Source organism: Catenibacterium faecis, assembly GCF_014306455.1.
In the GTDB taxonomy this organism is placed as follows: Bacteria; Bacillota_I; Bacilli_A; order Erysipelotrichales; family Coprobacillaceae; genus Catenibacterium; species Catenibacterium mitsuoka_A.
The window spans coordinates 1-21,931 of sequence record NZ_JACRWG010000007.1 but is presented as its reverse complement, the minus strand read 5'-3'; the positions used below and the strand labels follow the sequence as shown (position 1 = coordinate 21,931).

Here is a 21,931-nt window from a genome sequence, read left to right as displayed (position 1 = left end):
AGAGATGTTCTCCATGTACCTATTATATCGCATATACTAATGTAATATCATCATTTCAGCAAAATATATAATTTCTTGTCGCTTATATCCCATCACCTAAAGGTAATGGGTTTTACGCTCATCTCCTATAAAAAGCTAGAAACTCTAGCTTATCTATTAAACAACGTCTCTTCTATGGCACAGATTTTATCTGCAATGCATACTATCCATGCTTCAGTGCATGTAGGAGGAACAGGAGTTAAAGGAAACATGTGTCTGGCTATAATATTTTTAACTCGTGGTGAGAGTGTGTAATCCATTTCTGCATTTCTTTTAGCACATTCTGGGTGAGTAAAGCCATGGAAATGTCTTCCTTTTCCATCATGCCAGTCATATAAGAAATAATCATGAAGTAATGCACCAATGACTAAAGCATCCATGTTAACCTGTATTGGGAGCCATTTAGCTATTCTGACACTCATACGCGCTACATTAACACAATGTGCATAGACAGTAATAGAACCATGTTGAATATAATTCTTAGTTTCATTTAAGCGACCAGCAGTTTCTAAATAACGTAATTTTTTTTGAATAATATATGTCATTTATATATCCCCTCTTGTTGAAACCTACAATCTGCCTGTATTATAATATAAATAAATGAAACAATATATGGTCAGAACATAATAGAAATGTTGCTAAAGATACATATTGTATAGAAAGTGGGTAATAATAGTGGAGAAAAAAACAGATAAACGAGTTATCAAAACAAAGCATGCAATATTTAAAGCTTTTGTAGAGCTGTTAAATGAAAAAGATATAAATCAAATCACAATTACAGATATTGCGAAAAGAGCCAATATTAATCGTAAGACATTTTATAACTACTATTCAGATGTCAATGGTGTTATGGAAGAAATACAAAATCTAGTAGTCGCAGCCTTTATTAAAAATATCGGTACAATCGAGTTTACTAATATGGCTGATTTCTTAACCGAAATCTTCATAAAGTTTACAGAAACAGTAAATCATGATTTAGAATTCTATGGTTTACTTTTTAAAACAAATAACCGTTCTTTTCTTATTGTAAAAATTGTAGATATTCTTAAAAAATATGTACAACAGCGTATTGAAGAAACAGAAACACTAGATCAAAAAAGATTTAAAGTAGCAGTTGATTTGTGTGTTCCTGGTATTATATCTGTATATATGAATTGGTTTACAAACAGTTATGATTATTCTATAGAAGAATTATCTAGTCTTCTAACAGACTTTATTCTTAATGGAATACAAAAAAATTGGCCAGGCAATTAAGCCTGACCATTTACTTTATGTCGATAATTGGAGTCAAAAATGTATCTTAATCCTCGTTTAATAATGGTAAAGAACGTAGGGGAACGATACATTTTTTCTTTTGGAAAATGATTTCCAACCACCTGTAATGTTTTCACATTATCACGTGTAGAGAAAGTAAAATGTCCATTGTTTTTAGTGAAAATTGCGAAACGTGCAATTTTCTTACTAAAATATACAGAAGCACTGATATAATCAATTTCTTCCCATGGAATCTGAATAAAGTCTTCTTTGTTCTTTTCGTTATAAAACTCAAAGGCCTTATCCCCTACCATGACATCCCCATAGTTAGTTAAACCATTGAGTGAAGTTGCTTTAATTGAAAAATCAACTTTTGTATTTTGTGATTGTGCCATTTTATTTCCTCCTTAAAATTAAGAGGCAGTGAAACTGCCTCTAGTCATTACATAATACCGATAACTCTTGCAACGATACCAACAACGAATAATGCGATGATGATAACGATTGGAGATACCTTTTTCTTTAATAAGTAACAGCATAATAATGTAAGTAATAATGCTGCTAAGCCAGGGACTAACTGGTCTAAGTTCTGCTGTAAAGTAGTAACCTTAACCTGATTTAATCCATTAGCACCAAGTGAGTTATACTGAGTTAATGCTTCTTTGATACCTGCAGCACCCTTTGGTAACTTATCCCATTCGATATAAGCACCTTTAGACTGAGTAACCTGAGATACTACTGGAGTAAAGCTGATTGATACCCATCTCTGTACTAATGCACCGATGATGAACATACCAAGGATAGAAGCACCTTCAGTAACTTTACCAAGAAGTCCTCCTGACATATCCTTAGCAATAGAAGTACCTACTTTATAACCGAATTCCTGTGTATACCATAAGAATGCGATACGTACAATGTTCCATACTACGAAGAATAATAATGGTCCAACAATGCTTCCTGATAATGCAAGTGAAGCACCTAATGCACCTAAGATTGGTCTTACTGTAAACCAGAATACTGGGTCACCAACACCAGCAAGAGGTCCCATCATACCAACTTTAACACCCTGTACAGTCTGGTCATCTACAGGCATACCATTTGCACGTTCTTCTTCAAGTGCTAATGTAACACCCATAACTGGAGCTGATACATAAGGATGTGTATTATAGAATTCTAGATGACGCTTTAATGCAGCGGCTCTATCTTCTTCAGTCTTATATAATTTCTTGATAGCTGGGATAATTGAATAACACCAACCACCATTCTGCATACGTTCATAGTTCCAAGAACCCTGAAGGAACTGATGACGCCAGCATACGTCCATTCTATCTTTTTTAGATAGTGTAATCTTATCTGCCATAATGTTCGTCCTCCTTCAGATTAATAGTCGTTTAAGATGTCACCAAGTGGATCTCCAGATCCTCCAGTGCCACCATTACCTTTACCAGCATTGTCTTTTAATCCAAGATAGATTAAAGCAAGAACAACACCAATAACACCTAATGCGATTAATGTAAGTTCTGAGATAGCTGCTAAAACGAAACCAAGAGCGAAGAATGGCCAAGTTTCTTTTGTAGCCATCATGTTGATAACCATTGCATAACCTACAGCGGCAACCATACCACCGCCAACAGCCATACCACCAGATAACCAAGCTGGCATAGAATTTAATGCACCTGTTACAACCTTAGCTGGAACGAAGCAAAGGATAACTGCTGGGATCATAATACGAAGACCCTGCATTAAGATTGCAGCAACCTGCCATCTTTCAATAGCCTTGTAGTCGCCTTTTTCTGCAGCTCCATCCATGAAGTGAACCATAGGGATTGCAAGAGTACGACAGATCATTGTTAAGAATAAACCTGCAACTGATAATGGTACTGCAACAGCGATAGAAGTATTGATAGCGTTAGTAACGTTTGTACTACCACCCTGTAAACCTAATACCATGATGATTGCTGAAGCAACTGATGCAAGAGCAGCATCTGGTGCAACAGCAGCACCAACGTTTGCCCAACCAAGGGCAATCATCTGTAATGAACCACCAAGGATGATACCTTCCTTTAAGTGTCCAGTAACTAAGCCGATTAACGTACATGCTACTAGAGGCTGATGGAACTGGAATTCATCAAGAATACCTTCCATACCTGCAAGTAAAGCAACAATCGCAATCAGCACAATTGAAATTGCTGACATAAATTATTTCCTCCCTTATTTAGACAATCCTTCTTTAGCTTTGTTAAGGATTGCATTGATGTTATCAGGTGAATCATTTGGTACTTTACGTACATCAAACTTAACACCCTTAGCCATAATCTTTTCAATAGTATCTACATCATCCTGACTCATTGATACGGCTTTAGTACAAACGACTTTACCCTGTGAATGAGCCATAGAACCTAAGTTCAATGTCTTGATGTCAACGCCACCTTCGATTGCACGAAGTGCATCCTGTGGGTTTTCAAATAATACTAATGCTTTTGTGTTACCAAAACGTGGATCCTTAGCAACCTGGATCATCTTATCGATTGGTACTACGTGAGCTTTAACACCTGGAGGTGCTGCCTGAATAATCATTTCTTTTCTAAGATCATCATGAGCCACACCATCAGATACAACGATGATACGGTTTGGCTGAGTTGTCTTAGTCCATGCAGTCGCAACCTGACCATGTAATAAACGTGAGTCAATTCTTGCTAATACATACTTGATGTGACCATCACCAATAACTGTTCCTTCAGGAATAGCGCCCTGAGGTGCTGGTGCAGCAGCTGCTGCCTTTTCTTCCTTCTTAGGTTCTAGTGTTTCAGGTTTTGGTTTAACACCATCTCTTGCCACTTCAGTGACATGTGTAGCGATTTCATGAGCTGTTTCCATAGACATACGAGATGCATAAGTTTCAATCAACATTGGTAAATTTAAACCAGTGACAATTGCCCACTTATCTTCATGTCCATTAAGTAAAGCACTTGCCTGATTGAATGGTGTTCCACCCCAAAGGTCTACAAGGAATAATACTTCATCCTGATTTTCAAAACCAGCAATCGCTTCTTCCATTTTTCTGCGAATATCATCTGGTCCTTCGCTAGGCATTAATGTGCAGGCTTTAACGTTAGCCTGATCACCAAAGATCATAGATCCTGACTGGAAAATGCCTTCTGCGAATTTACCATGACTCGCAAGGATAATTCCTACCATTTTATCTCCTACCTTTCATAATTGTAAGTAAGTAGCGAAGATATACTCAATATGTATATGGACATTCATACATATAACTTATATATTCATCTAATCCCTATCAACTTATAATTCTAGATAAATACAGTTACTCCTCGAAATATATCTCCTATTTACTATGCCCCCATTATATCACTATCATTTTTCATTGCAATAATCCCGATTTAGGAATTATAAATACCATACTTTTGTATTATATATACCGTATGCATAAAAAAGTTGACATCATATCCCATATATGATAGTGTCTATGTACAAAACCTTTTGGTTGTGGATTTTTGTCAGAGAAATCTTATTTTCGCCACACAGCGTTTTTTTACGTTGTGTGGCTTTTTGTATGTTTAGGAGGAAAATTATGAATCAAGATTATATGAAAACAAAACCTATACTCCCTTTAGTATTATCGATGAGCTTACCAATGGTGTTATCCATGCTTGTTAATTCTCTCTACAATATCGTAGACAGCTTCTTTGTAGCGCGTATTAGTGAGAATGCGATGAATGCTTTATCTCTAGTATTCCCTATTCAGAACCTTATTACTGCGATTGCCGTAGGGTTTGGTGTGGGCATGAATGCTGTGATTGCGTTCTATCTAGGTACAGAGGATCATAAGAAAGCTGAAAATTCTATGGCACAGGGATTATTACTTTCAGCAATCCATGGTCTAATTTTAATGGTTGTCTGTGTTGTGTTTATTCCTAACTTCTTAAAGTTCTTTACAAATGATCCTGTTGTATTAAAGGATGGGATATTATATGGACGTATTGCCTTCTCATTCTCTTTTGTGATTCAGGTAGGTATTGCCTTTGAAAAGATCTATCAGTCTTTAGGACGTATGGCTCTCACTATGAAGATTATGATTATAGGATGTGTCACAAATATTATTCTTGATCCTATTTTAATATTTGGTTTAGGTCCTATTCCTGCAATGGGTATTGCGGGAGCTGCAATTGCGACTGGTATTGGTCAGACAGTTCCTTTTATTCTATATCTATATTATTATAAGGTAGATTTACCACTACGTATTCATAAGGAAGCTTTAGAAAGTACTCAATATTATAAAAAGTTATATGGCATTGGTATTCCTGCCACTCTTAATATTGCCTTACCTTCTGTTCTTATTTCTGTATTAAATGCGATTCTTATTTCTTATTCAGCTATCTATGTCGTAGTACTAGGTATCTATTATAAGCTTCAGACATTTGTCTTTATGCCATCTAATGGAATCATCCAAGGTATTAGACCACTTGTTGGATATAACTATGGGGCTAAAGAATATGATCGTATTAATAAGATCTATAAGCTCACTCTTGGTTTAAGTTTAATTATTATGATTGCTGGAACACTTCTTTGTTTTGTATTCCCTAAAGAAATCATGGGACTCTTTACTAAGAATAAAGAAACACTTGATGCCGGTGTGACTGCCTTACGTATTATCAGTATTTCTTTTGTCTTCTCTTCACTCTCACTTACTTCAGGAGGTGTACTCGAAGGACTAGGTATGGGTATTCCATCACTCATTATCTCTTTATGTCGATATGTTGTCATTATTCTTCCATGTGCTTATATTCTTTCTTCACTACTTGGACCAACTGGTGTATGGCATGCTTTCTGGATTACAGAAGTATTTACTGCAGTTATTTCTCTACTTATATATAAGAAGAAAAAGAAAGATTCATTTAACTTATGAGTGAAATTACAAAACATGCATTAGAAGATTCTTTAAAAGTATTACTCTTAAGAAAACCTTTCAATAAGATTACGATTGGTGATCTCACAAAAGAATGTGGTATTAACCGTATGACATTCTATTATCACTTTACTGATATGCATCATCTTCTTTCATGGATTATCTTAGATAAAATACATAAATTACTATTAGATACAAATATCTACCCTGAAAGATTTATCCGTCTTCTCTTAAGATGAAAGAAATTCCTGAGTTATTGTCTAATAAAATGAATGAAATTATGGATGGTTGTATTCATCGAGCACTTAAAAGATTTGAAATTCATCAAAACTAATAGTTTGATTAAAATTTTTACACTTGATTGGTCATGATAAGATATTTATCATGGCTTTTTGTTTGTCTAAATAAAAATTTTAATACTTGATTTATACTAGAGTCATATCAAGGAGGTATGAATTATGTATTATTCATCAGGAACTTATGAAGCATTTGCACACCCAGAAAAACCAGAGGGTGTTGAAAAGAAATCAGCTTATATTATTGGTACAGGTTTAGCAGGTTTAACTGCTGCCTTCTATCTCGTAAGAGATGGACAGATGCCTGGCAATCATATTCATTTATTAGAAAAGCTAGAGCTTGCAGGAGGAAGCTGTGATGGTTATAAAGATGTTCACAAAGGCTTCTATATGCGTGGAGGGCGTGAAATGGATAACCACTTTGAAATCATGTGGGATGTATTCCGTGATGTACCTTCTATTGAAACACCTAACGTATCTGTATTAGATGAATACTATTGGCTTAATAAGCATGACCCTAACTACTCTTTATGTCGTGCAACAGTCAATAAGGGTGAAGATGCGCATACTGATAAACTATTTAAACTAGATAAAGATAGTGCCATGGCATTGTCTCAGCTCTTTATTACACCTGAAGCAAATCTTGAAGATAAGAAGATTTCAGATGTATTACCTGAATCATTCTGGGAAACTAATTTCTGGTTGTATTGGCAGACTATGTTTGCATTTCAGAAATGGTCTAGCGCATTAGAAATGAAGCGTTATTTATGCCGTTATGTACACCATATTGATGGTTTACCAGACTTTAGTGCTTTAAGATTTACTAAGTATAATCAGTACGAAAGTATGATTTTACCTTTAATTGAATATTTAAAGAAACATGATGTAGATGTTCAGTTTGGTATGAATGTCAAGAATGTCATTATTGAGGATGTAGATGGTAAGAAAACAGCTAAAGAACTCATTTATGTAAAAGATAATAAAGAACAGTCTATTCCTTTAACTGCAGATGATTTAGTCTTTATTACTAATGGATGTTGTACTGATACATCATGTTATGGTGATCAGACACATGCACCTGATTTATCTGGTATTGTGAATGGTCAAGGTGAATCATGGGATTTGTGGAAAAATATTGCGAAACAGGCTAAACATGACGAATATGGACATCCTGATGTATTCTGCAGTGATACAGAAGCGACTAACTGGATGAGTGCCACTGTAGAAACATCTAATGAAGATATTATTCAACATATTATGAATATTTGTAAACGTGATCCTCGTGCTGGTAAAGTGACTACTGGTGGTATTGTGACTGTTAAGGATAGCGTTAATAATTGGTTCTTATCATGGACTATTAACCGTCAGCCACAGTTTAGATCTCAGAATAAAGATACAGTACTTGTATGGCTCTATGCTCTTCATACTGATACAGAAGGTAACTATATCAAGAAAGCTATGAGAGATTGTACAGGTGAAGAAATCTGTCAGGAATGGCTTTACCATATTGGTATGGATGAAAGCAAGATCAAAGACTATTCAGAAAATGCATGTAATACAACAACATGCTTTATGCCTTATATCAATGCCTTCTTCCAGCCTAGAAAGAATGTAGACCGTCCTAAAGTTGTACCAGAAGGTGCAGTGAACTTTGCATTTATTGGACAGTTCGCAGAAACACCAAGAGATACTATCTTTACTACTGAGTATTCTATGCGTACAGGTATGGAAAGTGTTTATACATTACTGAATGTAGATCGTGGTGTACCTGAAGTATGGGGTTCTCAATATGATATCAGAGAATTATTACGAGCAGCTTATTATGCAGTAGATAAAAAGAAGATTAATGAGTTACCATTAAACTTCAAGGAAAAGATGCTTTTAAAGACTGTATTAAAGAATGTAGAAGGTACAGATCTAGAACTCTTATTAAGAGATACAGGATTAATAGAATAACGAGCAAGCTGGTTATCCAGCTTGTTTTTTTCTACAAAAAGAAAACAGTCAATCGGAAAATGAAAGACTGTTTACTGTTTTTTATGTGTTCAACTGATAATCCTTACGAATATTGTCGAAAGCTGTTTTTGCGTTTTTTGTACGTCCAGCCTGTACATCAGCATATCCTTTTTCTAATTCTTCATTCAACTCTTCTTCTGATAATACACTCATATCAACTATTCTCTTAGAAGACTTTACTTTAGATTCAATTCTTGCATATAGATGAGTGGACATTGCAGTAATATAAAACACCCCCCTTTTGATATTTTCATCACTTATATTATATACATTCAATCGCAAATATATACAAAAAAGACGTTTCGCATTGAAACGTCCTTCTTGTATACAATTATGTTTTAAGGGGAGAGTTAAAAACAATTTTCTTTTGCTCTTGTGTATTAAGATATTTTTTAAGGGAGTTTCTTAATACATTTATAATATAACCCCTCTTTATGAATCCAATGTGAACATACAATCTTTTTCTTGTATAAGTGATTGTTTTCCTTTTTCTATTTTATAAGATAACCCATAAATGACTTCTTTTCCTTCATGAATATGTATAAAGCTACCATCCACTAATACTATAAATGTTCTTTTGGCACTATCAGGATAAGCTATATCTTTGAATATATGAACACCATCCAAACAATCATCATGTATTTCATTATAGTGCGGAATGATCATTGTTTGGGTGAGTTCTAATCCCGGAAGATATCTTTGATACTTCTTATCAAGATATTCTCCTGGAAGTTCAGGCATGGCGTATACAGTCTTAGCACAGTTCATAGAACCGGCACTGACACCTACTATCACACCTTCATACTCCTTTAAATACTTCTTTAAGTGGATTTCTCTAAAGAACTTGTTTTGGGTAGGAACATGCCCTCCTCCAAGTATGATAAGATCTGATTCTTTCACTAGTTCTTCTGTCTTCTCTTTGTTTCGATCATCCAGGATAGTAAATATATCTACTAAGAAATGACTATTCATCAAGGCTTTCTTTTGATAATTTCCCCATTCATCATTATGAATCGTATCAATTGGATCAGATGCTATATAAAGACAACGAATATGATGTGGAAGAACATCAAAAAGAAGAGAACGGAAACCATTCTCTTCATTAATATATTGACCATTTAATGTTAAGTTTGAGCTTGTTAGAAATAAATGCATAATGATACCTCTCTTTATTAGTATACATACAAGTAAGTAATTAATCAATATATGTACGTACAGGTAAAAAGACTTCCAGGGAAGTCTTAGTCTGGATATACTAAATGTTCTTCTGTAATATTCTTAAGAGTATTATCTAAGAATCTTTTCGCAACAATCTTAGTAAGAGGTAAGTTCATATCAAGATAGTTACCACAATCTCTTGCTGCAGCACCTGGAACATCACCTTCAAATTCAGCCATGAAAGTAAACATTTCAGTCACTAATCCTACAACATCCTTAGATTCTAGATCTCCTGCAAGAATCATATAGAATCCTGTACGACATCCCATAGGACCAAAGTAAATCACTTTTTCAGCCCATTCCTTATGGTTTCTTAAGAAAGTAGCACCTAAATGTTCCATTGTATGGATTTCAGCTGTATTAATAACAGGTTCTCTGTTAGGTGCTGTCATACGAATATCAAAAGTAGTAATGACTTCTTCTCCTACCTTATCTTTTCTAGATACATAAATACCTGGTAATAAAGTTAAATGATTCACTGTAAAGCTTGCGATTTTGTTCATGTTAGTTCTTTTCCTTTCTATCTCCAATTAGTATAAATACCAATCCTGATACTATCATCAGCATTGAATACCAATTATATACCATAATATCAGTTGGTGAGACTTTTGCAAGTCCTGCAGCGACAAGTAATTGTCCTGCGTAAGGTAATAGACCATTAAACGCTGATGAGAAGACATCTAGAATAGAGGCGACTCTTTTTCTAGATACACCATATTCATCTGCAATATCTTTTGCGATAGGACCTGCTGTAATGATCGATACTGTATTATTGGTAGTCGCAATATCCAAGAAACTGACTAATGCGGCAATAGATAATTCTGCGCCTTTTTTAGAATGCGCTTTGCTTGTAAGCTTATCTAGTAAGTAATCAATACCACCTAGATGATGCATAAGTCCTACAAGTCCACCTACAAATAAGGCAATTAATGCCATATCCTGCATACTCTTCATACCATCATGGATAACAGTCAAAGATTTAAGCAGAGTGAAATCTCCATGAATCACACCAATAATAATACCTGAAATCACACCAATGGTCATAACAGGTAAGACATTCATACCGACTAGTGATAATACAATAACAAGTACATATGGAATCAGATTCACTAATGAGTATGAATGATTCGCTGCACTTTGTGAAATAGATGGATTCTGAACAAGCAATAATACAAGATTCACAATAACTGCAGGTAAAACCATAATGATATTTGTCTTGAATTTATCTTTCATCTGTACTTCCTGCGTTCTCGTAGCGGCTATTGTAGTATCTGAGATAAAAGACAAGTTATCACCAAACATAGCCCCACCTACGACAATACCACTGACAAATGCGACATTGATACCTGTTTTAGACGCAATATTAATAGCGATAGGCATTAATGCAGTGACTGTACCCATAGAAGTTCCCATTGAAAAGCTTAGTAAGCATCCAATAAGGAATAAACCTGGTAAGATCATATTACTTGGCAATATAGATAACCCCAAATTAACAACTGAATCTACAGCATGCATACCACTTGCGACACCATAGAAGGCACCCGCAAGAATAAAGATCAATACCATAAGTACTAAAGTACTTTCTCCTGCGCCATGACAGAAGATTTCAATATTTTCATTTAAAGATAGTCTTTCGCTAGGTTTATTGAGCGATAAAGCAACCGCTGTTGCGATTAATATACCCACCATAAGTGGCATATTATCAAAGCTTCCTGAAAATAGCCCTACACCCATATAAAGTACTAGAAAGATGATCAACGGGACAAGACCAATAAAGTGTCCTTTTGTTTTGTTCATATATATTTCTCCCCCCCCTTATTTATATATGTGAGAAGAATTATATTATATTTTTATGATTATGACAATTATTTTTAATATCTTTTTCTTTTTCCTATACGATACTGCAAAGGATAATTTAATCCCTTCTCTTATCAAGTGCCTTTCTAGCTTCAGAAATACTCATTGTAGGTTTTCCTTTTAATCTTTCTTCTTCAGCTTCCAATACACTTGTACGCAAGTCTAATAGTTGTTTATTTCTTTCTAATTCATCTTCTTCAACAAACATCTTATGATCATCCTTTCTATTTCTTATTCTTTCTTTTCTTACGATAATTCTCTATTGTCCCAAAGTTATCAAAGATATCTTCCATCATCATTTCATATACATCATGCGTGATTTCACAATCATTCACTGCACGATGTGCATGAGAATAATCAATATGATAATGATCTGCAAGATCCTTAAGTCTATAGCGTTTCAAATCTTCATGCAATAGTTTTCTTGCAATCTTCAATGTATCGATATAATCATTTTGAAAGAGGACTCCATAATCTCTTAGAAGTGCATCATAGATGAAACGAATATCAAAGCGGACATTATGACCAATGATCACATCATTCCCTATAAACTTAATATACTCTCTAAGAACATCTTTTTCTCCTCTTGCACCATGTAACATATGATTAGAAATGCCAGTGAGATTCTCAATAAAATCACTTATATAGATAGTCTTATCCTTATCTAGTAAGTCTACAGGTAATTGATCTCTTAAAGGGTTAATGAGTTCACTAAAGCGTGCCACTTCTTTATGGTTGACATACTTAATAGCTGCAACTTCTATAAGTCTTTCTGTTTCAGGATTTAATCCTGTTGCTTCTATATCTACCACGATATAAGTATCTGGATATTCTATTCTACTCTTACCTATTTCTCTCATAAAACCTCCAAAAAAGCCACATAAAGTGGCTTTTATTTCTTAGGATGTGGTCCTGCTTTTCTAATATTTTCTGGCATATGTGGATACTTAGTATTAAAGTTTGCTTCAAACATCATAGCAAGTTCATTAGCCATATCTTCATATGCTTCCTTATTAGCCCATGTATCCTTAGGGTTTAATACATATTCTGGGACTCCAGGACATGATTGTGGGACATGAAGATTAAAGCGTGAATCATAATAATAGATGACATTATCTAATGATCCATTGACTGCTGCAGTGACCATAGCACGTGTATATGATAATTTCATACGTGATCCAATACCATAAGGTCCACCATTCCATCCAGTGTTCACTAAATAAACCTTAGTACCATAAGCTTCTAGACGTGACCCAAGTAGCTGTGCATAGATACCTGGATCTAGAGGCATGAATGGTTCTCCAAATAATGTAGAGAATGTAGGCTGTGGTTCGCTGATGCCTCTTTCTGTACCTGCAACTTTAGATGTAAATCCAGTAACGAATTGATACATTGCAGCATCATGATCAAGTCTAGAGATTGGTGGTAATACACCAAAGGCATCTGCAGTTAAGAAAATAACAACTTTAGGCACTCCACCTACTCCTGGAATCTGGGCATTTTGAATATATTCAATAGGATAACCGACACGTGTATTTTCTGTAAGTGTACCATCATCATAATCCGGCTGTCTAGTTTTTGCATCTACAACTACATTTTCTAGTTCTGAGCCAAAACGGATGGCACGATAGATATCAGGTTCTCCTGTAGGAGATAAGTTAATTGTCTTTGCATAACATCCACCTTCAAAGTTAAAGATACCTTCTTCACTCCATCCATGTTCATCATCACCAATCAACATTCTATTAGGGTCTGTAGAAAGTGTTGTTTTACCTGTACCAGATAATCCAAAGAAGATAGCTGTTTCTCCAGAACGAGGATCCATGTTTGCTGAACAATGCATAGGGAGAATGTTTTCCTGTAAAGGCATGCAGTAGTTCATGATTGTGAATACTGATTTCTTGATTTCTCCTGAATATTGTGAACCTACAATAATAACAGTACGTTCTGTAAAGTTAATGATGATAGCTGCTTCTGAGTTAGTATGATCCACTTCAGAAATGCAATGGAACCCTGGTGCAACGAGAATTGTATAATCAGTCAGACCAAAATTATCTAATTCTTCTTTTGTAGGCCTAATCAATAATTGATGAATAAATAGGTTCTGACATGCAAGTTCATTGATGACAGTGAATTTACGACGATATTTCTTATCAGCTCCAGCAAAGCCTTTAAATACGAATAATTCCTTGTCACTCATATATTCAAGTACTTTTTCTTTTAATGCATTGTAGTGTTCTACACTCATGGCTACATTGACATCACCCCAGGCAATCTGTTCATGTACCTCTGGTGTATCTACAATAAATTTATCATGTGGTGAACGACCAGTATATTTTCCTGTTTTTACAACTAACGCACCCTGGTCAGTTAATAATCCTTCTTTACGCTTTAAAGCGCATTCTACTAATTTAGCAGGACATAAATTATAATGTGCTTTTCCTGTATAGTTTTTAATTCCTGCATATTCGAGTGTCTTTTCCATAAAGTAACCCCTTTCATTTTGTCTGTATAAAACATTATAGCATAAAATTAATATTTTAACATACTCTATTTCCTAACAGTTATTGTCTTTTGCATAAATTTTGTATTTATTTTTTTGAAATGATTGAAATTTTCAACAAAATAGAATGTTTACTGTATAATAAAGATACACAATCTTAACACAATTGTAATCTAAAATTGATATATGTTAAGAAATGTTTGCTTATAATAGGTTCTAGGAGGTTTTTTTATGCCAGCAGGTTATACACATTATGTTTTTGGTGAACAGGTTTTAGATCAGCTTGATGAAAGCATCAAGAAGAGGATTATGCCCTATATTGATTTATATCATATTGGGATTCATGGTCCAGATATTCTTTTTTATTATGACGTCTATAAAAAGAATCCAGTTAAATCATTAGGATTTGGAATGCATCAGCTTCCTGCCAATTCTTTCTTTAAACATGCAAAAGAACTAATTAAACAGGATGCCACAGATGCAACACTCGCTTATACTATTGGATTTATTACTCACTTTACATTAGATAGTTCTTTACATCCTGAAATTGGTGTATTAGAGAATACTTTATCTATGACTCATAGCTTACTAGAATCTGAATTAGATAGAGAATTACTTGTAAGAGTTGGAAAAGATCCTTTAACTGCCAATTTAACAACTCATATTCATCCTGATTATGCAATTGCGTTGGGCATTGCACCTTTCTTTGATTTAAAGGCTGAAGAAGTAGATAAAGCATTACATGATCTACTATTTATCTTAAAGTGGCTTGTTGCTCCTACTAAATTAAAGAGAAACTTTGTCTTAAGTGTAATGAAGTTAGGTGGTATGTATGAAGAATATAAAGGATTACTTATTAACTATGAAAAAGATGAACATGCTGCCAATGATATCAATCATTTAATAGAAATGAAGGATGAAGCAGTACCTTTAGCTGTATCACTCATTAATGAGTATGTTGACCATCTTGATGATGATTACTTAAATGAAAGGTTTAATAGAAACTATGAATAAACTAACTAAACTAGAAAAATACTGGATCTTGTATGATGTCGGTAATAGTGCCTTTATCCTACTTGTTGCTACTATCATCCCGATTTACTTTAACTATCTTGCATCTCTCGCAAAGATCAGTGAAGTCAACTATTTAGCTTATTGGGGTTATGCATCTTCTTTCACAACTCTTATTGTCGCTATTATTGGACCAGTGCTTGGTTCTATTGTGGATACAAAGGGGTACAAGAAACCAATCTTTACTATTAGTATGATCATAGGTGTAATGGGCTTAGCTTGTTTTTCAGTTCCTAAGTCTTGGATTATATTCTTAGGTGTATTCGTTATTGCGAAGATTGGTTATAATGCAAGTCTGATTTTCTATGATTCCATGCTTCTAGATATTACAGATGACAAGCGTATGGACTATGTTTCATCTCAAGGATATGCATGGGGTTATATTGGAAGCTGTGTGCCTTTTGTAGTCAGCTTAGTGTTCGTCTTATTCTATGAAAAGATGGGTATTCCATTTAACGGTGCTATGACAATCGCCTTCTTAATCAATGCATTATGGTGGCTGGGCATGACATTACCACTCTTAAAGAACTATAAACAGGTAAATTTCGTAGAGAAACAGGAACATCCTATTCGTGATAGTTTTAAACGTTTAGGACATACTCTTTCTACTTTAAACGAAGACAAGAAAGTATTCTTCTATTTGATTTCTTTCTTCTTCTATATCGATGGTGTTTATACAATCATTGAAATGGCCACTGCCTATGGCAGTGCCCTTGGACTTAATACAAATGGATTATTAATTGCCTTATTAGTAACTCAGATTGTTGCTTTCCCATTTGCGCTCATCTTTGGACGTTTATCTAAGAAATACCCAACAGATAAACTTATTAAAGTATGTATTATTGCCTATACTGGTATTGCCTTATTTGCGATTCAGTTAGATAAACAATGGGAATTCTGGATCTTAGCTATTTTTGTAGGTATGTTCCAGGGAGCTATTCAGGCATTATCTCGTTCTTATTTTGCGAAGATTATTCCACCTAATAAATCAGGTGAATACTTTGGTTTATTTGATATCTGTGGCAAGGGGGCTTCCTTCATGGGTACAACTCTTGTAGGGCTCATTTCACAGCTTACAGGACATATGAACTATGGCGTAGCAATAATTTCAGTAATGTTTGTGATTGGATTCTACTTCTTCCAGAAAGCCGCAAAATTATAAGAGGCATTCGCCTCTTTTTATTTTGCCTGGAATTGTTTTCTATAGTCTGCAGGAAAACCACCAAAATAAACATTAAATTTCTTATAGAAGTAGTTTAAATTAGAAAAACCATTCTCCTGTGCAATAAGATAAATAGGTTTATTAGTACTGATAAGTTCCTTTCCTACTGCTTCCATACGATAATAGTTTACTAACTTCTTAAAGGTATATCCTGTTGCTTTTTGAATAGCGCGTGAAAGATAATCCGGATTATAGCCATACTTCTCAGCCGTTTCCATAAGAGTACAATCTTGATAATGTTGTTCTATGTATTGAATGATTTCTGTCATATAGCTCTTATTATTTTCTTTAAATTGTTGTTCCATATTCATCTGATATCTTTGAGCCATTTTTATAAACAGAAGAGAAAAATAAGAATCAAGAATAGAAATTGCAAACAAAGAAGGATCTAAATACTCACATAAAATCATTTCTATAAGGTGCACTACATAATCATGATCATCTTCTCTATTATTAAAAATAATATAATCATTATGCTGTGCTTTTTGATCTATAATATTTGTCAGGAAAGTCACAATCGGGTTGACTGAAGAAAATTTGCTAATAAATGAGTCACTAAAATAAGAACGATCCATTTGAAAATTAAAGATAATATCATTTTCTGCAGGCATTAAGACTGTATGCTTTGAATTAACATCTAAAAGAATCATATCTCCTGCATGAAGTATCACTTCTTTATCATTAACAATTGCATAACAATGTCCAGAATAGACATATTTCATTTCTACATAGCTTCTTGTATGTAGTGGCACAAATGAATATCTTGTCTGTTTTGAACAATAAATAGGAAATGAAAGAATTTCATCTGTAATTATCTGCCCATCATAAAATAAAGTATGTTTTCCTTTTGTGTTTTTATTCCTATCAATTGTGAATTGAATGAGATTTTCATCATCTTCATTAAAATACTTTTCAATATAGTCACCTGAATGATTCGGGTGACTTTTATAATATTGTTCTTTTTTAGTTAGAGGAGTAATCCTACTTCTTAATTCTTCTATTTTCATCATTATCACCTATTTCAACTATAACATCTGATTTTGACAGTCTGCAAGTGTGTTTATGATATTTTAATCGCTTTCACAGAAGATTATGATATGCATGTAAGTTAACTTAACAAATATCAATTTTGGAGGAAAATACAAATGGCAAAGGATTATACTTCTTTAGCTAAAAAGATTGTAGAAAATGTTGGTGGAGAAAATAATGTGATCTCACTTGTACATTGTGCAACAAGATTAAGATTTAAGCTTATTGATGAAAACAAAGTTAATATGGATGTTTTAAACCAGACCGAAGGTGTTATTACTGTAATGAAAGCAGGAGGACAGGTGCAGGTTGTTATTGGAAATAAAGTAGATACTGTCTATGATGCTGTACTTAGCTGTACAAATATTAATACTGGTAACACTGAAGAAATTGAAGATACAGGAAAGAAAAACCTTCTTAATACATTATTAGAAACTATTTCTGGCATCTTCTCACCAATGCTTGGTGTTATGTGTGGTGCCGGTATGTTGAAGGCATTACTTATTCTATGTACTACATTGAATATACTGACTGCTGATATGGGAACATACAAAATTCTTTATGCAGCTGCAGATAGTGTGTTTAATTTTATGCCAATTATCTTAGGTTATACTGCTGCAAAGAAATTTAAATGTAATCCATTTATTGCGATGTCTATTGCCATGTCACTTCTTTATCCAACTATGACTGCCGCATACTCAGAGGGTACGAAATTGACATTCCTTACTATACCAGTCACTCTTGTAAGCTACGCTTCTTCTGTCATGCCAATCATTATTTCTGTATATGTTCAAAGTAAATTAGAAAAGCTATTAAAGAAAATCATACCAGAAGTATGTAAGCTATTCTTAACACCATTATTAGAACTATCTATTATGGTACCTGCTACATTCTTAGTGATTGGTCCAGTTATGGATAAGTTTGGTAAATTACTTGCATCAGGTTATACAGCTATTATGGGATTCAACCCTATTATCGCTGGTGGTTTTGTCGGCTTGATCTGGCCTGCAGCCGTTATCTTTGGACTTCATTGGGGCTTTGTACCTATCGTTATGAATAATATCGCCACTTATGGTAGAGATACATTATTCGTTATTACTGGACCTAACAACATGGCGCAGGCTGGTGCTACACTAGGTGTATTCTTAAAAACTAAAGATAAAAAATTAAAAGAATTATCTGGTTCTGCTGCATTCTCTGCAGTACTTGCAGGTATTACAGAGCCAGCTATTTATGGTGTTACATTACCTTATAAGAGACCATTTGCGATTGCTGCTGTATTTTCATCTATTGCCGGTATGATTGTAGCTGCCGCTGGTACTAGCTGTCCTACTTTACTTGGTACATCAATTTTAAGTCTTCCTGGCTATATCGGTCCTGGTTTTGTAGGTTTTGTGATTGCTTGTGCGATTGCTTATTTTGGTTCAGCTATTTGTACTTATTTATTTGGTTTTAATGATTCTATGCTTCCACAAAATAAAGTTAAAACAAAAAAAGACACTACTTTAAAAGATGAAACAATCAGTTCTCCTGCCACTGGTGAGATGATTGCCTTAGAAGATGTGAATGATCCTATCTTCTCTTCAAAAGCGATGGGTGAAGGTGTTGCTTTTAAATTAACCGATGGTCATATCTATTCTCCTGTTGATGGTGAAGTCATTATGGCTGCCAAGACTGGACATGCAATTGGATTAAAGTCTAATAATGGCGCTGAAGTACTTATTCATATTGGTATGGATACTGTAAATATGAATGGTAAAGGTTTTAATGTCTTAGTCAAAGAAGGGCAAAAAGTGAGTATTGGTGATTTACTTGTTGAAGCTGATCTAGAAGCTATCGAAAAAGCTGGTTATGATAATGTAACTCCTGTCATTATTACTAACACTACTGAATATAAAGAAATTGTTCCTGCATCTTATGGTGCTAAAACTGCAAAAGAAGAAATCATTGAAGTAAAAGTTGGTAAATAATTATGTTACGAACAATTATTACTCAGGATGCTGAAGTAGATGATCAGAACTCATTAAGACATATTCTACTTTATGCTAATGATATAGAAATACAGGGTATCGTACAGACATCATCCATCTTTCATTGGAAAGGACAACCAGGAAAGACTGGACCAAGTGATAAGGCTGATTATGATCAGCCTTATCGCTGGACTGGCATAAAATGGATGCAGGACGTAATGGATGATTATGCTGTAGACTATAAACATCTTGTGACTCATGATGCCAAATACCCTTCTCCTGATCATTTAAGAAGTCTTATCAAAATCGGGAATATTGGATATCCAGGAGAAATGGATGCTTCTACACCAGGCTCAGAATTAATTAGAGAAAAAATATTAGATGATGATCCTAGACCACTTTATATTCAAGTTTGGGGTGGTACTAATACAATCGCCCGTGCTCTTTATGATATAGAGCAGGAATATAAAGATGATGAAAACTGGTTATCAATCAAAGAAAAAATAGAAAAGAAAGTTGTTTTAACTGCCTGTGGTGAACAGGATAATACGTATCAGAACTATATTTCAGAAGTTTATCCAAACATTCAGTTTGTGAAATGTGTGATGATGAATAGTTATGGATACGGCTGGAATAATATGCCTGAAGGAAGCAGTAAAGAGACTCTTAGAGCTGATTTCATGAAAAAACATATTCTTAATAAGGGTGCTTTAATGAGTGGTTACGCTACCTGGGCTGATGATAAGTATTATGAAGGTGAAGAAAATAGATCACAATTTGGTTCAAACAAGAACCTTCTTGTTGACTGGTGGGGAAAGAAATATGGTATGGGTACACATATTCCTTATGATTTCTTATCTGAAGGTGATTCCCCTACTTTCTTCTGTTTACTGCCATGGGGGTTAAGATGTCTTGAAGATTTCTCATATGGAGGATTGTCTGGAAGATATATAAAAGATAATACTAAGAAAAATTCTAAGGGTATTATTTTAAATTACTGGAATCCTGTAGAAGACCTCTATAATGATAAACATACAGAATCTATGTGGTATTATGTTTCTTCTATTCAAAGAGATCTTGCAGCAAGAGCCTCTTGGTGTATCACTGATGATAAAGAAGAAGCGCCAGTACTATCTATCCAGGAATCTCTTGACATCAAAGCTGATAAAGGTACAACTGTAGAGCTTCATATAACTAAAGATGAACATGTGCTCTATAAAACAAAGTATTATCAAGAGGCTTCTAGTTATAAAGGAAATGTTTCTGTTAGTTTAGATGATTCTATCAAGATTGATATACCTGAAGATGTTGAATCAGGTGATATTCTACATATTCTCGTTGAAGCATCAAACGATTATAAACATCGACTTTCTAGATTTAAACAAATCATTATTAAAATCAATTAAAAAGTGAGCTGTAACATATGCGTTACAGCTCATTTTTTAGTCTATTCTTTCAAATACCATTGTTGCCTGAATCTTATCTCCTCCAAGGAATCCTTTTGATCCAGAAGATGAAGTAGAAATAGTGTGTAACCTATATCCTTTTTCAGCCTGCTTATTGATTTCAGCCTGTAAATTCGTCAAACTCTTTGTACCAGATCCTGTACCTAGAAACTTTTCAGTAAGTACCACCTGCAATACAACATACTTATCTCTATTAACATGTGAAGCTTTACCTGCAACATCATCCCACATAAGAATACCTCCCTTCTATATTTCAATTATAGTAGAAATGATTCTTAGATACGTTAAGTAAGCCTTTGACAACGCCTTATTTAAGGTGCTTATTTGATATTTCTATATTTTGTGACTTTAATAGATTCAGTAAATGATCATAATGATCCGATAAAGCATCTATCTTAATCAATTTCTTACCCATCTTATCATACAAGATCATTGCTTCCTTCTTATCAATAATTACTTGTCCAATATCAGTGATAGATAATACCTTCTTAACATGAAATATTCTATGTATCTCTAATTGCGAATCATCTACTTTTACACCCCATATAGATGCCCAGGCCACACCATATAAGCCAATAGCCCCAAAGATAGAAGAAACATACAGATGTCCCATTTCTACTGTTTCATTGCCTTTCAGATAAAAATAACTAAATACAAGAAACATAATCAATCCTAGAATGAACTGTGACATACACGCATACTTCAACACCGCTGGTGCTTTGACTCTATAATGTGTAGTACTTATGTTTTCATCAATCGTTTTACTAGATAAATGAGATATCACTTCACCAATTACACCTAGCACAATCGCAATAATTATATATCTAATTATAGTTTCTATCATATCTGTTCACCTCTTATATATAAATTATATTGAATCCATTAATATACTACAAGACACAAAAGAAGAGGCTGTCTCGAAATAAATGACAGTTTTCTAAAACAGAAAAATGCGACACATCTCAAATAAATGAGAAGTGCCGCATTTTTTGATATAATTAGGTTATGAATGAATGTTTAAATAATGAACCTAACTACATAACATATTATAACTCAATTCAGA

At 34.2% G+C, this 21,931-nt stretch carries 23 protein-coding genes; 8 read left to right on the top strand and 15 right to left on the bottom strand.

What is annotated here, in order from left to right; all coding sequences use genetic code 11:
* Positions 1-149: 149 nt before the first annotated feature.
* Positions 150-584, bottom strand: a complete 435-nt coding sequence (locus H8909_RS03310; protein WP_187011826.1) for an HD domain-containing protein — start codon at positions 582-584, stop codon at positions 150-152.
* Between the two features lie 130 nt (positions 585-714).
* Between H8909_RS03310 and H8909_RS13595 the strand changes: the two genes are divergently transcribed.
* Positions 715-1,293 carry a TetR/AcrR family transcriptional regulator gene (locus tag H8909_RS13595; RefSeq protein ID WP_187011825.1) on the top strand — a complete coding sequence of 193 codons (579 nt, stop codon included), beginning with the start codon at positions 715-717 and terminating at the stop codon, positions 1,291-1,293.
* Here the strand turns inward: H8909_RS13595 and H8909_RS03300 are convergent.
* Genes H8909_RS03300 through H8909_RS03285 form a run of 4 tightly spaced genes read right to left on the bottom strand, consistent with a single transcriptional unit; the run spans position 1,290 to position 4,491 of the window.
* Positions 1,290-1,688 (bottom strand): DUF956 family protein, encoded by a 399-nt coding sequence (locus tag H8909_RS03300; protein WP_187011824.1) that lies wholly within the window; start codon positions 1,686-1,688, stop codon positions 1,290-1,292. The genes H8909_RS13595 and H8909_RS03300 overlap by 4 nt on opposite strands.
* A 47-nt stretch (positions 1,689-1,735) precedes the next feature.
* On the bottom strand, positions 1,736-2,653 hold the full coding sequence (locus H8909_RS03295) for a PTS system mannose/fructose/sorbose family transporter subunit IID (protein ID WP_187011823.1): 918 nt from the start codon (positions 2,651-2,653) through the stop codon (positions 1,736-1,738).
* A 20-nt stretch (positions 2,654-2,673) separates the two neighbouring features.
* Positions 2,674-3,489, bottom strand: a complete 816-nt coding sequence (locus H8909_RS03290; protein WP_129981475.1) for a PTS mannose/fructose/sorbose transporter subunit IIC — start codon at positions 3,487-3,489, stop codon at positions 2,674-2,676.
* 15 nt (positions 3,490-3,504) lie between these two features.
* Entirely contained in the window at positions 3,505-4,491 is a 987-nt protein-coding gene (locus H8909_RS03285) for a PTS sugar transporter subunit IIB (protein WP_187011822.1), read from the bottom strand.
* Positions 4,492-4,885: 394 nt separating this feature from the next.
* Between H8909_RS03285 and H8909_RS03280 the strand changes: the two genes are divergently transcribed.
* From H8909_RS03280 to H8909_RS03270, 3 genes are all read left to right on the top strand, one after another.
* Positions 4,886-6,220, top strand: coding sequence for an MATE family efflux transporter (locus H8909_RS03280; protein WP_187011821.1), 1,335 nt, complete (start codon positions 4,886-4,888; stop codon positions 6,218-6,220).
* Positions 6,217-6,459: a TetR family transcriptional regulator gene (locus H8909_RS03275; RefSeq protein WP_187011820.1), complete on the top strand. Its 243-nt coding sequence runs from the start codon at positions 6,217-6,219 to the stop codon at positions 6,457-6,459. The genes H8909_RS03280 and H8909_RS03275 overlap by 4 nt, the downstream gene beginning before the upstream one ends.
* A 219-nt stretch (positions 6,460-6,678) precedes the next feature.
* Positions 6,679-8,472: an oleate hydratase gene (locus tag H8909_RS03270; protein WP_187011819.1), complete on the top strand. Its 1,794-nt coding sequence runs from the start codon at positions 6,679-6,681 to the stop codon at positions 8,470-8,472.
* An 81-nt stretch (positions 8,473-8,553) separates the two neighbouring features.
* Here the strand turns inward: H8909_RS03270 and H8909_RS03265 are convergent, their stop codons facing one another.
* The 7 genes from H8909_RS03265 to pckA all read right to left on the bottom strand — a co-directional run bounded on the left by H8909_RS03265 (position 8,554) and on the right by pckA (position 14,092).
* The gene (locus tag H8909_RS03265; RefSeq protein WP_226793564.1) at positions 8,554-8,766 is read right to left on the bottom strand and encodes a hypothetical protein; all 213 of its coding nucleotides are present in this window, start codon (positions 8,764-8,766) and stop codon (positions 8,554-8,556) included.
* 198 nt (positions 8,767-8,964) lie between these two features.
* Complete coding sequence (locus H8909_RS03260; RefSeq protein ID WP_187011818.1) at positions 8,965-9,687, bottom strand: Type 1 glutamine amidotransferase-like domain-containing protein; 723 nt, start codon at positions 9,685-9,687, stop codon at positions 8,965-8,967.
* Positions 9,688-9,773: 86 nt separating this feature from the next.
* Positions 9,774-10,253, bottom strand: a complete 480-nt coding sequence (locus H8909_RS03255) for an S-ribosylhomocysteine lyase (RefSeq protein WP_006504607.1) — start codon at positions 10,251-10,253, stop codon at positions 9,774-9,776.
* A gap of 1 nt (position 10,254) precedes the next feature.
* On the bottom strand, positions 10,255-11,547 hold the full coding sequence (locus H8909_RS03250) for a Na+/H+ antiporter NhaC family protein (RefSeq protein ID WP_187011817.1): 1,293 nt from the start codon (positions 11,545-11,547) through the stop codon (positions 10,255-10,257).
* A gap of 118 nt (positions 11,548-11,665) precedes the next feature.
* Positions 11,666-11,815 (bottom strand): hypothetical protein, encoded by a 150-nt coding sequence (locus H8909_RS03245; RefSeq protein ID WP_187011816.1) that lies wholly within the window; start codon positions 11,813-11,815, stop codon positions 11,666-11,668.
* Positions 11,816-11,831: 16 nt separating this feature from the next.
* The gene (locus H8909_RS03240) at positions 11,832-12,467 is read right to left on the bottom strand and encodes a 3'-5' exonuclease (RefSeq protein ID WP_187011815.1); all 636 of its coding nucleotides are present in this window, start codon (positions 12,465-12,467) and stop codon (positions 11,832-11,834) included.
* A gap of 32 nt (positions 12,468-12,499) precedes the next feature.
* On the bottom strand, positions 12,500-14,092 hold the full coding sequence (pckA, locus tag H8909_RS03235) for a phosphoenolpyruvate carboxykinase (ATP) (protein ID WP_187011814.1): 1,593 nt from the start codon (positions 14,090-14,092) through the stop codon (positions 12,500-12,502).
* Between the two features lie 249 nt (positions 14,093-14,341).
* Here pckA and H8909_RS03230 point away from each other — a divergent pair, with 249 nt between their 5' ends.
* On the top strand, positions 14,342-15,124 hold the full coding sequence (locus H8909_RS03230; protein ID WP_187011813.1) for a zinc dependent phospholipase C family protein: 783 nt from the start codon (positions 14,342-14,344) through the stop codon (positions 15,122-15,124).
* Positions 15,096-16,343: an MFS transporter gene (locus H8909_RS03225; protein ID WP_187011812.1), complete on the top strand. Its 1,248-nt coding sequence runs from the start codon at positions 15,096-15,098 to the stop codon at positions 16,341-16,343. The genes H8909_RS03230 and H8909_RS03225 overlap by 29 nt, the downstream gene beginning before the upstream one ends.
* Before the next feature lie 17 nt (positions 16,344-16,360).
* On the opposite strand, the gene H8909_RS03220 is transcribed toward H8909_RS03225, so the two are convergent.
* Positions 16,361-17,410 (bottom strand): AraC family transcriptional regulator, encoded by a 1,050-nt coding sequence (locus H8909_RS03220; protein WP_187011811.1) that lies wholly within the window; start codon positions 17,408-17,410, stop codon positions 16,361-16,363.
* Positions 17,411-17,548: 138 nt separating this feature from the next.
* Between H8909_RS03220 and H8909_RS03215 the strand changes: the two genes are divergently transcribed.
* The gene (locus H8909_RS03215) at positions 17,549-19,402 is read left to right on the top strand and encodes a beta-glucoside-specific PTS transporter subunit IIABC (protein ID WP_187011810.1); all 1,854 of its coding nucleotides are present in this window, start codon (positions 17,549-17,551) and stop codon (positions 19,400-19,402) included.
* Between the two features lie 2 nt (positions 19,403-19,404).
* Positions 19,405-20,808 (top strand): DUF1593 domain-containing protein, encoded by a 1,404-nt coding sequence (locus H8909_RS03210; RefSeq protein ID WP_187011809.1) that lies wholly within the window; start codon positions 19,405-19,407, stop codon positions 20,806-20,808.
* A gap of 36 nt (positions 20,809-20,844) precedes the next feature.
* On the opposite strand, the gene H8909_RS03205 is transcribed toward H8909_RS03210, so the two are convergent.
* Positions 20,845-21,099 carry a DUF4177 domain-containing protein gene (locus H8909_RS03205; protein ID WP_187011808.1) on the bottom strand — a complete coding sequence of 85 codons (255 nt, stop codon included), beginning with the start codon at positions 21,097-21,099 and terminating at the stop codon, positions 20,845-20,847.
* Between the two features lie 76 nt (positions 21,100-21,175).
* Positions 21,176-21,712 (bottom strand): DUF6560 family protein, encoded by a 537-nt coding sequence (locus H8909_RS03200; RefSeq protein WP_187011807.1) that lies wholly within the window; start codon positions 21,710-21,712, stop codon positions 21,176-21,178.
* Positions 21,713-21,931 lie beyond the last annotated feature (219 nt).